Below are 13,830 nucleotides of genomic sequence, written 5' to 3'. Positions count from 1 at the left end.
CCGGATCTCCGCCGCCGGGGCGTCGCCCTCGACCGGCCGGGGCCGAGAACGAGACCGAGACCGAGACCGAGACAGCCGGGGCGCGATGCGTCCCCCGCCTTGCGTCTGCCGCCTTACTCCGCCGCCTCCTCCAGCAGCGCGGCCGAGAGCGGGGCCAGCGCCACCTGTCCGGCGCGGTTGGCCGTGCCCCACAGGATCAGCGCCGAGAGCGTGTCGGGCCGGGTCCGGGCAAGGAGCACGACGCCGCTGTCCTGACGCGCCCGGAACGCCGCCTGGTCGATGAACCGGCGGATCACCCGCGCATCCTGTCCCTCGCCGTCGAGGTCGCGGTAGAAGATCGCGGCCGGGACGTCCTCTGCCTCGGCCGCGCGCAGGCCGGGATTGAGCCCGGTGGAGATCGAGACGAAGCCCAGCCCTTCCTCTCCCAGTCGGGCGAGCGCCTGGTCGGCGACCCCGCCGCCGGCCTGCCAGGCCCCGGCGGGATCGATCAGCGCGACCGCGCCGGGCACCCGCCCCTCCGCCGCCTCGAGCGTCACCTCGACATCGCTGGCCGTCGCGCCGGCGGGAAGGGACGGCAGCAGCGCCACCTCGAAGCCGAGATCGCGGTAGCTCTGCGCGACCGCCGCCGCGTCCTCGCGGGCGGGATCGAGCGCGATCGTCACCGGGAAGGAGATGCCCGCCACAGCGGCCGGCGCGCCGGGGAGCGTGCCGTCGTCGATCAGCACGATCGAGAGCAGTGGCTGGTCCTGCGGATTGTCGAAGGCCGCGGCATACCGCTCCAGCGGCGGAGCGTCCGGATCGACCGCTTCGGCCTCGACCGGGGCGTCGGCCGATGCGGCATCGTCGGCCCCCTCGGCGCCGGGACGGCGGACCGTGACGCCGCTATCGGCACCGGGCAGGCCGGCCTCCTCGCCCCGCAGGGCGATGGCCGGGCTCTCGGCGCCGTCCTCGTCGACGACGACGATCTCGGCGGGAACGCCGTCCCCCGGCGGCGGGGCATCCCCGTCGCCGGTCGCGGGGCCGGCCTCGATGGCGGGATCGGCGTCCGGCGCCGCGCTCGCCGCGGCATCCGGATCGGTGGCCGCATCGTCCGTCCCCCCAGCCACGACGACGGCTTCCTCCTCCTCGGGGAGCGGCGCCTCGGCGGGCGTGCCGGTCTCGTCCGCCCCCTCCGCGATCCCGGCCTCCACCGGGTCCGTCCCGGGGGCGGGCTCGGCATCGGCTACGGGGGCCGGGTCGGGCCCCTCCTCGACGGCGGGCGGGGTCGGCGCGCCGGGATCGGTCGAGAGGACGATGTCGCTCTCTCCAGCCGGGATCGCGGGGCCGCTGGCCCGCGGGCTGGGCAGGACCGGTGCCTCGGGGCCGGCGGCGAGGCCGGGCGCCGCCTCGGCCCCCGGGGCGGCGGGCGCGTCGCCGAGCGGCGCGGTCCGGGGCACGGCGGCGGAGGCGGTGTCGGCCTCGGGGCCCGGGGCCGGCGCCTCGGCCGGGACCGCGCCGGGCGCGGTGGCCGGCGCGCCGGCGGTCGGGGTGATCGGCTGGACCGGCGGCAGGGTGGGATCGGACGGCGTCTCGGGCCCGGCATCGGCCGCACCGGCGGGCGGCGCCGTGTCGGGCGGCACGGTGTCGGGCGCGGCGGGCGGCGCGCTGCCGGCCGGCTGCGGCGCCATCAACGACAGCGTCCCGAGGCCGAGCCCCGCGACGATCACGCCCATTCCGATTCCGGCGATCAGGCCCTTCAACATCCGCCCGGCTCCCTCGCTCGTTCCTGCCCGCCCCGCGGGACAGGCCCGGCGGGGCGCGGGGCCCCGATCGGCCCCGCCTGCCCGGACCTTGACGCCATCGCGCCCTGCGGCCCATGTATGGCGCCGACCCTAGCGCACCGGCCCCCCGGGACGGTAGCCCCTATTCGCCGCGAGGCCCGTGCCCATGCTGCTGCTCATCGATAATTACGACAGCTTCACCTACAATCTCGTCCACTACCTGGGCGAGCTGGGGGCCGAGGTGGCGGTGCGCCGCAACGACGCGCTGGACGTGCAGGCGGCGATGGCGATGAACCCCGCCGGGATCGTCCTCTCCCCCGGGCCCTGCGATCCGGCGCAGGCGGGGATCTGCCTCGCCCTGACGGAGGCCGCGGCCGAGACGCGGACCCCGCTCCTCGGCGTCTGCCTCGGCCACCAGACGATCGGGCAGGTCTTCGGCGGGCGGGTCGTGCGCTGCCACGAGATCGTGCACGGCAAGATGGGCGAGGTGCGGCACCGCGGCGCGGGCGTCTTCGCCGGGCTCCCCTCGCCGCTGAAGGCGACGCGGTACCACTCCCTCGTGGTGGATCGCGCGACGCTGCCGGACGCGCTCGAGGTGACGGCAGAGCTGGCGGACGGCACGATCATGGGCCTGCGCCACCGCGACCTGCCGATCGAGGGGGTGCAGTTCCACCCCGAGAGCATCGCCTCCGAACACGGGCATGCGATGCTCGCATCCTTTCTGAACAAGGTGCCCCAGCCCGCATGAGCACCCTCCCCGAGATCCGAAGGGCCTTCTGGGATCGCGCGCTGGCATCGGAGGCGCCCCGCGGCGTCGAGACCTATCGAGATTCGAACGCCATCCTGCCGCTGACCGGCGCGGGCGATGTCTGCCTTGCCTTCGGCATCCAGCAGGACGGATCGTCGATCTTTCTGCGGAGCCCGGTGAATGCCAGCCGCGACGTCGCACGCCTGCGGCTCGAGCCACGTCAAGTCGAGCTGCGACGGCTGCTCGCGACGCCCTTCGAGGCGGAGGGCGACGCAGGCCAGGGCCGCTACTTCCGCAAGCGCGTGAAACTCGCCTTCACGCAGAAGAGCCAATGGGACGGCATCGTCGAATGGTTCGGCCGATGCCGCGCCCGATACGAGATCGTCATCACCGAGACCCTGGAGGCCCCATGACCGGCGACCCGATGAAGCCGCTGATCTACGCCGCCTCCGAGGGCCCGCTCTCCCAGAGCCAGGCGGAGGCGGCGTTCGATCTGCTCTTCGACGGCAAGGCGACGCCGGCGCAGGTGGGCGGGCTGCTGATGGCGATGCGCGCGCGGGGCGAGAGCGTCAGCGAATACGCGGCCGCCGCCGCCGCGATGCGGGCGCGCTGCGTGCCCGTGACCGCGCCGGAGGGCGCGATCGACGTGGTCGGGACCGGCGGCGACGGGATGCACACGCTCAACATCTCGACCGCCGCGGCCTTCGTCGTCGCCGGCGCCGGCGTGCCGGTGGCCAAGCACGGCAACAAGGCGGCCTCGTCGAAATCGGGCACCGCAGACGTGCAGAGCGAGCTCGGCATCGACGTGATGGCGGGGCCCGCGGCGACGGAGCGCGGCCTGCGCGAGGCCGGGATCGGCTTCATGATGGCGCAGATCCATCACCCCGCGATGAAGCATGTCATGCCCGTCCGGCAGGAGCTGGGCTGCAAGACGATCTTCAACATCCTCGGCCCCCTGACCAATCCCGCCGGGGTCAAGCGCCAGCTGACCGGCGCCTTCGCCATCGACCTCATCTTCCCCATGGCCGAGACGCTGCGGACCCTGGGATCCGAGGCCGCCTGGCTGGTCCATGGCGAGGACGGGACGGACGAGATCAGCATCTGCGGGCCGACCTCGGTGGCGGAGCTCAAGGACGGCAGGATCCGCCCGCGCGAGGTCCATCCCGAGGAAGCCGGGCTTCCGGTCCATCCGTTCCGCGACATCCTGGGCGGCACGCCGGCCGAGAACGCGGCCGCGCTGCGGGCGCTGATGGACGGGGCCCCCGGCGCCTATCGCGACGCCGTGCTGCTGAACGCCGCCGCCGCGCTGGTCGTCGCCGGCCGGGCGGACGACCTGCGGACCGGGGCGGAGCTGGCGGCGGAGAGCGTGGATTCCGGCGCGGCGAAGCGCGCGGTCGAGACCCTCGCCCGGGTGACGACGGGCGGATGATCCTGCCCGAGCGCCCCGCCCTGCCGGGCTGGGACGACCTGCCCTTCTGGCGCGAGGACTGGCCCGCGCTCCGCGCCCGGCTCGCGGCGGAGGACGGTCCCGTCCATCCGCCCCCGTCCCGCGTATTCCGCGCGCTCGACCTGCCGCCCGACCGCGTGCGCGTCGTCATCCTCGGGCAGGATCCCTACCATACCCCCGGCAAGGCGGACGGACTCGCCTTCTCGATCCCGGGGGAGTTCGGGGGGCGGCTGGACAGCCTCGGCAACATCCTGCGGGAAGTCGGCACCGACACGGGCACGGAGCGGCGCCGCACCGACCTGTCGGACTGGGCGGCGCAGGGCGTGCTGCTGCTGAACACCGCGCTGACCGTGCCGGAGGGCCGGGCCAAGGGGCATGCCCGCTGGGGCTGGACGCCGCTGGTGCGGCAGGTGATCGCGCGGCTCGACCATTCGCCGCGCGCCTTCCTGCTCTGGGGCGGGCCGGCGCGCGCCTTCCGCCCCGCGCGGGACCACCATCTCGTGATCGAGAGCGCGCATCCCTCGCCGCTCTCGGCCTATCGCGGGTTCCTCGGCACCCGGCCCTTCAGCCGCGTCAACGACTGGCTCGCGGCGCGGGGCGAGGCGCCGGTCGACTGGGCGGGCACCGGACCGGCACGCCCCCTTTCCCCGGATCGCCCCGCGGACTAGAACGCCCCCATGGATATTCTGGACAAGATCAAGGCCTACAAGCTCGAGGACGTAGCGGCGCGCAAGGCCGCGACCTCTCTCGCCGAGCTCGAGACGCGGGCCAAGGCCGCCCCGGCCCCGAGGGGGTTCGCCGCCGCGCTGACGGGGGCCGCCCGGCAGGGCTACGGCCTCATCGCCGAGGTCAAGAAGGCGAGCCCGTCCAAGGGTCTCATCCGCGCCGATTTCGACCCGCCCGCCCTGGCGCAGGCCTACGAGCGGGGCGGCGCGGCCTGCCTGTCGGTGCTGACCGACGCGCCGTCCTTCCAGGGCGACGACGCCTACCTGGCGCAGGCGCGCGACGCCACGGCCCTGCCCTGCCTGCGCAAGGACTTCCTCTACGACCCCTGGCAGGTGACCGAGAGCCGCGCCCTCGGCGCCGACTGCATCCTCATCATCATGGCCAGTCTCGAGGACGCGCAGGCGGCGGAACTCGAGGCCGCGGCCCGCGACTGGAACATGGACGTGCTGATCGAGGTCCACGACGCGGCCGAGCTGGAACGGGCGGCGACCCACCTGCAAAGCCCGCTCATGGGCATCAACAACCGCGACCTTCGCACCTTCCGCACCGATCTCGGCACGACGCGCGACCTCGCCCGCCGGGTGCCCGAGGATCGCACCATCGTGGCCGAGAGCGGCCTCCACACCCCGGACGACCTGGCCGACCTCGCCCGCTACGGGGCGCGCTGCTTTCTCATCGGCGAGAGCCTGATGCGGCAGGACGACGTCGAGGCCGCGACCCGCGCGATCCTCGCCAATCCGCATGTCGCCGTGGCCGGGGTCTGACGCGCTTGGCCGGGCCCCTCACCCATTTCGACGCGGCCGGTCAGGCCCACATGGTCGACGTCTCGGACAAGGAGATCACGGCCCGGACGGCGGTGGCGGAGGGCTGGGTCCGCATGGCGCCGGCCACGCTGGCGCTTGTGCGCGAGGGACGGGCCGGCAAGGGCGACGTCCTCGGCATCGCGCGGATCGCCGGAATCGGCGGCGCCAAGAAGACGGCCGACCTGATCCCGCTCTGCCACCCGCTCCCCCTGTCGAAGGTCGCCATCGACATGGACATGGACGAGGGCCTGCCCGGCATCCGCCTGACCGCCACCGTCCGCACCACCGGCCGGACGGGGGTCGAGATGGAGGCGCTTACGGCGGTGAGCACCGCCGCGCTGACGATCTACGACATGCTCAAGGCGGCCGAGAAGGGGATGGAGATCGGCGGCATCCGCCTGCTGTCCAAGGAGGGCGGCAAGTCCGGGACATGGACGGCCGGCGCATGAGGCCGCGCCGGTGAGCCTGATCTCCGTAACCGAGGCGCTGGAGGCGCTCTTCGCCCTCGTCCGCCCCACGGGAGAGGAGATCGTGCCGCTGCTCGACGCGTCCGGCCGCGTCCTCGCCCGGCCCGTCGCCGCGCGTCGCGACCAGCCCCCCTTTCCCGCCGCCGCGATGGACGGCTACGCGCTGCGGGACGCCGAGCTGCGGCCGGGCGCGACATTCCGCGTGATCGGCGAGAGCGCGGCCGGTCACGGCTATGCCGGCAAGGTCGGACCCGGCGAGGCCGCGCGCATCTTCACCGGCGCCCCCGTGCCCGGGGGGGCGGATCACGTCGTCATCCAGGAGGACGTGGCCCGGGACGGCGACACGATCACCATTCTGGACTCGCTGGGGCGGGGTCCCAACCTGCGCCCCGCCGGGGCGGATTTCCGGCGGGGCGACGAGCTGGACATCAAGCGGCTCGGCCCGTCCGACATCGCCCTGCTGGCGGCGATGAACCATGCCGAGCTGCCGGTGGCGCGCCAGCCCGAAGTGGCGATCCTCGCCACCGGGGACGAACTCGTGCCCCCCGGCCGCGACCCCGGTCCGGACCAGATCGTCGCCTCGAATTCCTACGGGCTCTTCGCGCTATGCGCCGCGCTCGGCGCCCGGCCGCGCCTGCTGCCCATCGCCGAGGATGACCTCGACTCCCTGCGGTTCGCCTTCGGGATGGCGGAAGGCGCGGACCTGCTGGTGACCATCGGCGGCGCCTCGGTCGGGGATCACGACCTCGTCGCTCCCGCGGCCGAGGGGATGGGGCTCGAGCGCAGCTTCTGGAAGGTGGCGATGCGGCCGGGCAAGCCGCTGATGGCCGGCCGGATGGGGACCATGATGATGCTCGGTCTGCCGGGCAATCCCGTCTCGGCCATGGTCTGCGGCCACGTCTTCCTCGCCCCGGTGCTGCGGGCGATGCAGGGCCTGCCCGCGGGCCCGGCCCCCCGGCGCCGCGCCCGGCTGGCCGCGCCGCTCGCCGCGAACGGCCCGCGCGAGCACTACCTGCGCGCCCGGACCGGCCCGGACGGCGTGACCGCCTTCGACAAGCAGGACAGCTCGCTCCTCTCGGTCCTGTCCGAGGCCGATTGCCTGATCGTGCAGCCCCCGGACGATCCCGCCCGCCCCGCCGGCGCCGAAATCGAGGTGATCGACCTCTGACCGCCGGGCCGGGAGTCGTTGACACGAAACGGGAACGGGCCTAGAACATTCGGCAAACCTGAACCGGCGACGGGGGCCGAGAGCGGCGATGCTCACGAAAAAACAACTCGATCTTCTGGATTTCATCCACAAGCGCGTGCAGCGCGACGGCGTGCCGCCCTCCTTCGACGAGATGAAGGACGCGCTCGACCTGCGGTCCAAATCCGGCATCCACCGCCTGATCACGGCGCTGGAGGAGCGCGGCTTCATCCGCCGTCTCGCGCATCGGGCCCGCGCGCTCGAGATCGTGCGCCTGCCGGACTCGCTGGCGGGCAGGACCGGCGGCTTCACCCCCCGCGTGGTCGACGGCGACCGCCCGGACGCGCCGCCCCCCCGCCAGGCCCGCCCCGTGACGGTCGAGGCGGTGGAGCTCGACGTGATGGGGCGCATCGCCGCCGGTGTGCCGATCGCCGCCATCGCCGAGGTGTCGTCGAGGGTCGCCGTTCCCGCCTCGATGGTGGGGCGTGGCAGCCATTACGCGCTGGAAGTGCGCGGGGATTCGATGATTGAGGCCGGGATCAACGACGGCGACGTCGTGGTCATCCGGGAGACGTCGGCCGTCGATGACGGCGACATCGTCGTCGCCGTCGTCCAGGGCGAGGAAGCGACGCTCAAGCGGCTTCGCCGCTCCGGCACCTCCGTCGCGCTGGAGGCGGCGAACCCGGCCTACCCGACGCGCACCTTCTCCGCCGCCGATGTCGAGGTGCGGGGCAGGCTGGTCGGCCTGATCCGCAGCTACTGACGCGCCCGGCCCGGTCGCGCCCCCGTCGCGCGAGCGGGCCGGTCGCCGGGCTGTCACCGGCGTGTCCACGGCCGGTCCCCGGCCCGGTCGGCCGCACTCTCCACCACAAGCCCCGCCTCGTCGGACCGGATCGCCAGCGCCCCCGTGCCGCGCAGGCGCGGCGCGTCGTAGACCGCGCAGGGGCGCCCCCCCTCCACCGGACGGTCGGCGACGAGGATCGCCGCGCCGCCGCATCCGTCCAGCGCCGCCAGGGCGCCCGCGCCCCGCACCCCGATGATCGCCCCGCCCGGCAGCTCGGCGCGGAAGGTGCGGGCCGGCGCCTCGGTCCAGCCCGGCAGGCCGGCGGCGGCCGCCTGGGTCAGACCGCTGCCGTCGTTCTCGAGCCAGGTGCCGGCCGCGAAGCTCTCGCCGACACCCTTGGTCAGGGCCCGCCCCTCCGGCGTCAGGAAGCCGAGGAGCGATCCGCTCTCCGCCACGAGGAGGGCCGGCCGGTCGGCCCCGGCCCAGAGCGCGCCCGCGACGGCCAGCGGGGCCAGCCCCGCCCATCGCCCCCGCCCGTGCCAGAGTACGAAGACCAGCCCGCCCGCCGCGAGCAGCGGCAGCACCGCCCCGGGCGGGGCCTTGACCGACGACGCGGCGCCCTCGAGCGCGGCCACACGCTCCGCCACCCACAGGATCCATCGCGCCCCCGCCTCGGTCACAGCCACCGCCGGCGCGGCGAGGCCGAGAGGGGCGAGCAGCGCCATCGCCACCGCCCCCGGCATCACGACGAAGGCCATGGCCGGCACGGCGAGAAGGTTCGCCAGCACGCCGTAATGCGCGACCCGGTTGAAATGCGCCGCGGCGAAGGGCGCGGTCGCAAGCCCCGCCACCAGCGACGAGAAGGCCAGCGTCAGGACCGGCCCGACCCACCGCCAGGCGCCTGTCCGAGGCAGGTAGGGCAGCCGCGCGAAGGCCACGACCAGCGCGATCACGGCCGCGAAGGACATCTGGAAGCCGGCATTGGTCAGTGTCTCGGGCCGCAGCACCAGCACGATCAGCGCCGCCACCGCGACCGCGCGGAGGGTCAGGGCCCGCCGGTCCAGCAGCACCGCGCCGAGCATGACCGCCACCATCACGAAGGCCCGCTCCGTCGGCACGGCCCGCCCCGCGAGGGCGAGATAGGCCGCCGCCACGGGCAGCGCGGCGAGGGCCGCCACCTTTCTGGAGGACAGGCGCAGCGCGAGCGGCGGGATCGCGGCGACGCTGCCCCGGACGAGGGCGAAGACCACCGCGACCAGCATTCCCATATGCATCCCCGAGATCGAGACGAGGTGGTAGAGATTGGCATCGCGCATCGCCTCGGTCACGCGGGGCGACAGGCCCGAGCGGTCGCCGGTCGTCACGGCCGAGACGAACCCGCCCGCATCCCCGTCCATCCGGGCCGAGATCCAGTCCGACAGCGCAGCCCGCGCCCGGTGGACGGCGAGGCCGGCGCGCCCCTCCTCCGCCCGGGCCAGGGTCAGGACGGGCGTGCGCGTGTAGCCGACCGCGCCCAGCCGTTCGAACCAGGCCGTGCGGCGGAAGTCGAAGCCCCCCGGCTCCACCGGGCCCGAGGGCGGCGAGAGATGGCCGGTGAGGATCACCGTCAGCCCCGGCGCAGGGTCGGTCCAGTGCTGGTCGCCGTGCAGCGACACGCGCACCCGCGCCGGCGTGCGGGCGGGGGCCATGTCCTCCAGCACGACCCGGTCGAGGGTGAGGCGCAGCGCGTCCGAGCCGGAGCGGTCGATCTCCACCACGCGGCCCTCGATCGGGCCGTAATAGCGGAAGCCCAGCACCGGGGCGGCCGTGCTGGCCGTGCGCAGCCCGGCCAGCCCCGCCCCGCAGGCGACCAGCGCGACCCCCACGAAGAGGGGCGCCGCGCTCTCCCCCGCCCGGGCGGCGAGGGCCAGCAGGACCAGCGCCCCGGCCCCGAGCGCGGCCCAGGCGGCCGATCCCGGCTCGGCCGGCAGGGCGAAATAGATGCCGATCCCGGTGCCGAGCGCGACCGGAACCCAGGTCAGCCCGTGGCCCCTCTGCCGGGCGATAGCTGCGGCGACCATGCCCGGCCAGGCCGGGCCCGCCCCCGCCGTTCCGGTTCCGCCGGCCTCCGCCCCGCTCACACCGCCCCTTTCCGCCGCGCTGCGCCCTGTCCTTCCGGAGCGGCGCCTGATAACGCCGCAGCATCCTGCAACGGGGTTAGCGAGAGGTTAACGCACCATGTCCCACACGTCCGCGGATGCGCCCGTCGTCACCCGTTTCGCCCCCTCGCCGACCGGTCAGCTGCATATCGGCGGGGCGCGGACCGCGCTGTTCAACTGGCTCTTCGCCCGGGCGAAGGGCGGGACCTTCCTGCTGCGGATCGAGGATACCGACCGCGCCCGCTCGACCGAGGAGAACCGGCAAGCGATCCTCGACGGGCTGACCTGGCTCGGCCTCGACTGGGACGACGAGCCGATCAGCCAGGCCGCCCGCGCGGACAGGCACGCCGAGGTCGCGCGCGAGCTGCTCGCGAGAGGTTCGGCCTATAAGTGCTTCTCCACGCAGGAGGAAATCGAGGCGTTCCGCGAGGCGGCGCGGGAGGCGGGCCGCTCGACCCTGTTCCGGTCGCCCTGGCGCGACGCCGATCCCGCGACCCATCCCGACGCGCCCTACGTGATCCGCATCCGGGCCCCGCAGGACGGCGCGACCACGATCCACGACGCGGTGCAGGGCGAGGTGACGCTTGGCAACGACCAGCTCGACGACATGGTCCTGCTGCGTTCGGACGGCACGCCCGTCTACATGCTGGCCGTCGTGGTCGACGATCACGACATGGGCGTGACCCACGTGATCCGCGGCGACGATCACCTGACCAATGCCTTCCGGCAGAAGCTGGTCTACGACGCGATGGGCTGGGACGTTCCGGTGATGGCCCATATCCCGCTGATCTTCGGTCCCGACGGCAAGAAGATGTCCAAGCGGCACGGCGCGACCGGCGCCGCCGAATATCGTGCCATGGGCTATCCCGCGGCGGGAATGCGGAACTACCTCACGCGCCTCGGCTGGAGCCACGGCGACGCGGAATACTTCACGGACGACCAGGCGCGGGACTGGTTCGACCTGGACGGGATCGGCCGCTCGCCGGCACGGTTCGATCTCAAGAAGCTCGAGAACCTCTGCGGCCAGCACATCGCGGCCGCCGACGATGCTGCGCTGCTGCACGAACTGGAGGGCTACCTCGCCGCGATCGGCCGCCCCGCCCTCACCGAGGGACAGCGGGACGGGCTGGCCCGGGCCATGCCGCATCTCAAGGAGCGCGCAAAGTCCTTCCCCGAACTGTTTGAAAAGGCGCACTTCCTCTTTGCCGAGCGCCCGATCCGGCCGGATGAGAAGGCCGCGGGCGCGCTCGATCCGGTATCCCGTGGTATACTGGCGGAATTGACGCCGCAGCTGCGAGATGCTACGTGGCAACGCGACGCGCTGGAGGCTGTCGTGGCCGGCACGGCCGAAGCCCACGGGCTGAAGCTGGGCAAGCTGGCCGGACCGCTGCGCGCGGCCCTCGCCGGACGGACGGTCAGCCCCAGCGTCTTCGACATGATGCTGGTCCTCGGCCGCGACGAGAGCGTCGCGCGGATCGCGGACGCCGGGACGGAGCCCGGACACTGATACGATTTCGTCACCCTTCCCCGCTAGGTCGGGCGAATTAGGTGCCGAACCCGAAACGGGCCCGCGGGCCCAGCGACCCGAAGGGACAATTCATGGCGGCAGACAAGACGGCGACCCTGAACCTGAACGGCAGCGACATCGACCTTCCGGTCCTGTCGCCCACCTGCGGGCCCGACGTGCTCGACATCCGCAAGCTCTACGCGCAGGGCGACGTCTTCACCTACGATCCGGGCTTCACCTCGACCGCCGCCTGCGAGAGCGCGATCACCTTCATCGACGGCGACAAGGGCGAGCTGCTGCATCGTGGCTACCCGATCGACCAGCTGGCTGGGAAGTCGCACTATCTCGAGGTCTGCTACCTGCTGCTCTACGGCGAACTGCCGACGGCCGACCAGCTCGAGGAGTTCGAGACCACCGTCACCCGCCACACGATGCTGCACGAACAGATGCAGTACTTCTTCCGCGGCTTCCGCCGCGACGCGCACCCGATGGCGGTGATGGTCGGCGTGGTCGGGGCGATGGCCGCCTTCTACCACGACAGCACCGACATCACCGATCCCTGGCAGCGCGAGGTGGCGTCCTTCCGGCTGATCGCGAAGATGCCGACGATCGCCGCCTGGGCCTACAAGTACTCGATCGGCCAGCCCTTCGTGTACCCGCGCAACGACCTCGATTACGCGTCGAACTTCCTGCACATGTGCTTCGCCGTCCCGGCGGAGGAGTACAAGGTCGACCCGATCCTCGCCCGCGCGATGGACCGGATCTTCACCCTGCACGCCGATCACGAGCAGAACGCCTCGACCTCGACGGTGCGGCTCGCCTCGTCCTCCGGCGCGAACCCCTTCGCCTGCATCGCGGCCGGCATCGCCTGCCTCTGGGGGCCGGCGCATGGCGGCGCGAACCAGGCCGCGCTCGAGACGCTGAAGGAGATCGGGTCCGTCGACCGGATTCCCGAATACATCGAACGGGCCAAGGACAAGAACGACCCGTTCCGCCTGATGGGCTTCGGTCACCGGGTCTACAAGAACTTCGACCCCCGCGCGACGGTGATGAAGCAGTCCGCGGACGAGGTGCTGGATCTCCTGGGGATCGAGGACAACCCGATCCTGCAGGTCGCCAAGGAGCTGGAGAAGCAGGCCACGGCCGACCAGTACTTCATCGACCGCAAGCTGTTCCCGAACGTCGATTTCTACTCGGGCATCATCCTCGAGGCGATGGGCTTCCCCACCTCGATGTTCACGCCGATCTTCGCGCTGGCGCGCACCGTCGGCTGGATCTCGCAGTGGAAGGAACAGATCTCGGACCCGGCGCTCAAGATCGGCCGCCCCCGGCAGCTCTATACCGGCGCGGCGAAGCGGGATTACGTGGATATCGAGAACCGCTGATCCCGGCCCTGCCCCATGCGCAAAGGCCGCCCCCCGGGGCGGCCTTCGTCGTTTCCAGGGGGTTTGGCGGGCTAGCGCCCCTCGAAGACGGCCGGTCGCTTCTCGAGGAAGGCGACGATCCCTTCCTTGAAGTCGCGGGTCTGGCCCGCCCGGCCCTGCAGCCGCGCCTCATGGGCCAGCTGCGTCTCGAGATCGGCCCCCGACGAGGCGCGCAGCGCCTCGCGCGCCAGGCGGAACGCCTCGGTCGGGCCGGTCGCCAGCTGCGCGGCCCGGGCCCGCCAATGGGCCTCGAAATCCATGTGCGGCGTCACCTCGTAGACCATGCCCCATTCCGCCGCCTGACGGGCGGGGATCCGGTCGGCGAAGAGCACGGCCCCCATCGCCCGCTGACTGCCGACCATGCGCGGCAGGAACCAGGTGCCGCCCGCGTCGGGGATCAGGCCGATCCGCGTGAAGGCCTGCTGGAAGAAGGCCTCGTCGCTGGCCAGGATGACATCGGCGACAAGCGCGAGGTTCGCCCCCGCCCCCGCCGCCGCCCCGTTGACGGCCGCGATCACCGGCACGGGCGCATCCTGCAGGGCGCGGATCATCGGCGCGTATTCGTCGCGCAGCACCCGCTCGAGATCCATCCGCGCCGCGTTCACCCCGTCGCCGAGATCCTGTCCCGAACAGAAGGCGCGGCCCGTCCCGGTCAGGACCAGCACCCGGGCCGCGCCCGGCAGGTTGCGGACGGCGTGCAGGATCTCGGCCCGCATCTGGGTGTTGAGCGCGTTCATCACCTCCGGCCGGTCGAGCCGCAGCACGGCGACCCCGTCGGTCAGGTCGAAGGCGATCGTCTGGTACTGCATCGCGGGCCCTCCTCTCGTCGCGCGCCAGAGT

Annotated in this window: 13 protein-coding genes; 10 read left to right on the top strand and 3 right to left on the bottom strand. The window is 73.2% G+C overall.

Translation table 11 applies throughout. From position 1 onward, the window contains the following. Positions 1 to 113: 113 nt before the first annotated feature. Positions 114 to 1,742 (bottom strand): polysaccharide deacteylase family 2 protein, encoded by a 1,629-nt coding sequence (locus BUE30_RS07325; protein WP_083601211.1) that lies wholly within the window; start codon positions 1,740 to 1,742, stop codon positions 114 to 116. 184 nt (positions 1,743 to 1,926) lie between these two features. On the opposite strand from BUE30_RS07325, the gene BUE30_RS07320 reads away from it, so the two are divergent. From BUE30_RS07320 to lexA, 8 genes are all read left to right on the top strand, one after another. Continuing rightward, positions 1,927 to 2,508 carry an anthranilate synthase component II gene (locus tag BUE30_RS07320; protein WP_073327551.1) on the top strand — a complete coding sequence of 194 codons (582 nt, stop codon included), beginning with the start codon at positions 1,927 to 1,929 and terminating at the stop codon, positions 2,506 to 2,508. Further along, positions 2,505 to 2,921 carry a hypothetical protein gene (locus BUE30_RS07315; RefSeq protein WP_073327548.1) on the top strand — a complete coding sequence of 139 codons (417 nt, stop codon included), beginning with the start codon at positions 2,505 to 2,507 and terminating at the stop codon, positions 2,919 to 2,921. Before BUE30_RS07320 ends, BUE30_RS07315 begins: the two co-directional genes overlap by 4 nt. Next, complete coding sequence (trpD, locus tag BUE30_RS07310; protein ID WP_073327545.1) at positions 2,918 to 3,937, top strand: anthranilate phosphoribosyltransferase; 1,020 nt, start codon at positions 2,918 to 2,920, stop codon at positions 3,935 to 3,937. The genes BUE30_RS07315 and trpD overlap by 4 nt, the downstream gene beginning before the upstream one ends. Continuing rightward, a complete protein-coding gene (locus BUE30_RS07305) occupies positions 3,934 to 4,623 on the top strand; it encodes a uracil-DNA glycosylase (protein ID WP_073327543.1) in 690 nt (229 codons plus the stop codon). The genes trpD and BUE30_RS07305 overlap by 4 nt, the downstream gene beginning before the upstream one ends. 9 nt (positions 4,624 to 4,632) lie before the next feature. Further along, positions 4,633 to 5,445, top strand: coding sequence for an indole-3-glycerol phosphate synthase TrpC (gene trpC / locus BUE30_RS07300; RefSeq protein WP_073327540.1), 813 nt, complete (start codon positions 4,633 to 4,635; stop codon positions 5,443 to 5,445). Positions 5,446 to 5,450: 5 nt separating this feature from the next. Next, positions 5,451 to 5,933 carry a cyclic pyranopterin monophosphate synthase MoaC gene (moaC, locus tag BUE30_RS07295; protein WP_073327538.1) on the top strand — a complete coding sequence of 161 codons (483 nt, stop codon included), beginning with the start codon at positions 5,451 to 5,453 and terminating at the stop codon, positions 5,931 to 5,933. A gap of 16 nt (positions 5,934 to 5,949) precedes the next feature. Continuing rightward, on the top strand, positions 5,950 to 7,119 hold the full coding sequence (locus BUE30_RS07290; protein ID WP_073327839.1) for a molybdopterin molybdotransferase MoeA: 1,170 nt from the start codon (positions 5,950 to 5,952) through the stop codon (positions 7,117 to 7,119). 88 nt (positions 7,120 to 7,207) lie between these two features. After that, on the top strand, positions 7,208 to 7,900 hold the full coding sequence (gene lexA / locus BUE30_RS07285) for a transcriptional repressor LexA (protein WP_073327535.1): 693 nt from the start codon (positions 7,208 to 7,210) through the stop codon (positions 7,898 to 7,900). 53 nt (positions 7,901 to 7,953) lie between these two features. On the opposite strand, the gene BUE30_RS07280 is transcribed toward lexA, so the two are convergent. Then, complete coding sequence (locus BUE30_RS07280) at positions 7,954 to 10,041, bottom strand: ComEC/Rec2 family competence protein (protein ID WP_342068325.1); 2,088 nt, start codon at positions 10,039 to 10,041, stop codon at positions 7,954 to 7,956. 97 nt (positions 10,042 to 10,138) lie between these two features. On the opposite strand from BUE30_RS07280, the gene gltX reads away from it, so the two are divergent. Together gltX and gltA are read left to right on the top strand one after the other, a co-directional pair. Continuing rightward, positions 10,139 to 11,566 carry a glutamate--tRNA ligase gene (gltX, locus tag BUE30_RS07275; protein WP_073327532.1) on the top strand — a complete coding sequence of 476 codons (1,428 nt, stop codon included), beginning with the start codon at positions 10,139 to 10,141 and terminating at the stop codon, positions 11,564 to 11,566. Positions 11,567 to 11,658: 92 nt separating this feature from the next. Continuing rightward, positions 11,659 to 12,951: a citrate synthase gene (gene gltA / locus BUE30_RS07270; RefSeq protein WP_073327529.1), complete on the top strand. Its 1,293-nt coding sequence runs from the start codon at positions 11,659 to 11,661 to the stop codon at positions 12,949 to 12,951. Positions 12,952 to 13,022: 71 nt separating this feature from the next. On the opposite strand, the gene BUE30_RS07265 is transcribed toward gltA, so the two are convergent. Continuing rightward, positions 13,023 to 13,799, bottom strand: a complete 777-nt coding sequence (locus BUE30_RS07265; protein WP_073327525.1) for an enoyl-CoA hydratase-related protein — start codon at positions 13,797 to 13,799, stop codon at positions 13,023 to 13,025. Positions 13,800 to 13,830 lie beyond the last annotated feature (31 nt).

The sequence above is a fragment of the Wenxinia saemankumensis genome, assembly GCF_900141735.1.
GTDB classification, from domain to species: domain Bacteria; phylum Pseudomonadota; class Alphaproteobacteria; order Rhodobacterales; family Rhodobacteraceae; genus Wenxinia; species Wenxinia saemankumensis.
The sequence above is the reverse complement of the archived record's forward strand: the minus strand, read 5'-3'. Positions and strand labels throughout refer to the sequence as shown.

Excerpts from the sequence above, each read along its gene's own strand:
- trpC (WP_073327540.1), top strand. The coding sequence starts at position 4,633 with ATGGATATTCTGGACAAGATCAAGGCCTACAAGCTCGAGGACGTAGCG.
- BUE30_RS07265 (WP_073327525.1), bottom strand. The coding sequence starts at position 13,799 with ATGCAGTACCAGACGATCGCCTTCGACCTGACCGACGGGGTCGCCGTG.
- lexA (WP_073327535.1), top strand. The coding sequence starts at position 7,208 with ATGCTCACGAAAAAACAACTCGATCTTCTGGATTTCATCCACAAGCGC.
- BUE30_RS07325 (WP_083601211.1), bottom strand. The coding sequence starts at position 1,742 with ATGTTGAAGGGCCTGATCGCCGGAATCGGAATGGGCGTGATCGTCGCG.
- gltX (WP_073327532.1), top strand. The coding sequence starts at position 10,139 with ATGTCCCACACGTCCGCGGATGCGCCCGTCGTCACCCGTTTCGCCCCC.
- gltA (WP_073327529.1), top strand. The coding sequence starts at position 11,659 with ATGGCGGCAGACAAGACGGCGACCCTGAACCTGAACGGCAGCGACATC.
- BUE30_RS07305 (WP_073327543.1), top strand. The coding sequence starts at position 3,934 with ATGATCCTGCCCGAGCGCCCCGCCCTGCCGGGCTGGGACGACCTGCCC.
- BUE30_RS07315 (WP_073327548.1), top strand. The coding sequence starts at position 2,505 with ATGAGCACCCTCCCCGAGATCCGAAGGGCCTTCTGGGATCGCGCGCTG.
- trpD (WP_073327545.1), top strand. The coding sequence starts at position 2,918 with ATGACCGGCGACCCGATGAAGCCGCTGATCTACGCCGCCTCCGAGGGC.
- BUE30_RS07320 (WP_073327551.1), top strand. The coding sequence starts at position 1,927 with ATGCTGCTGCTCATCGATAATTACGACAGCTTCACCTACAATCTCGTC.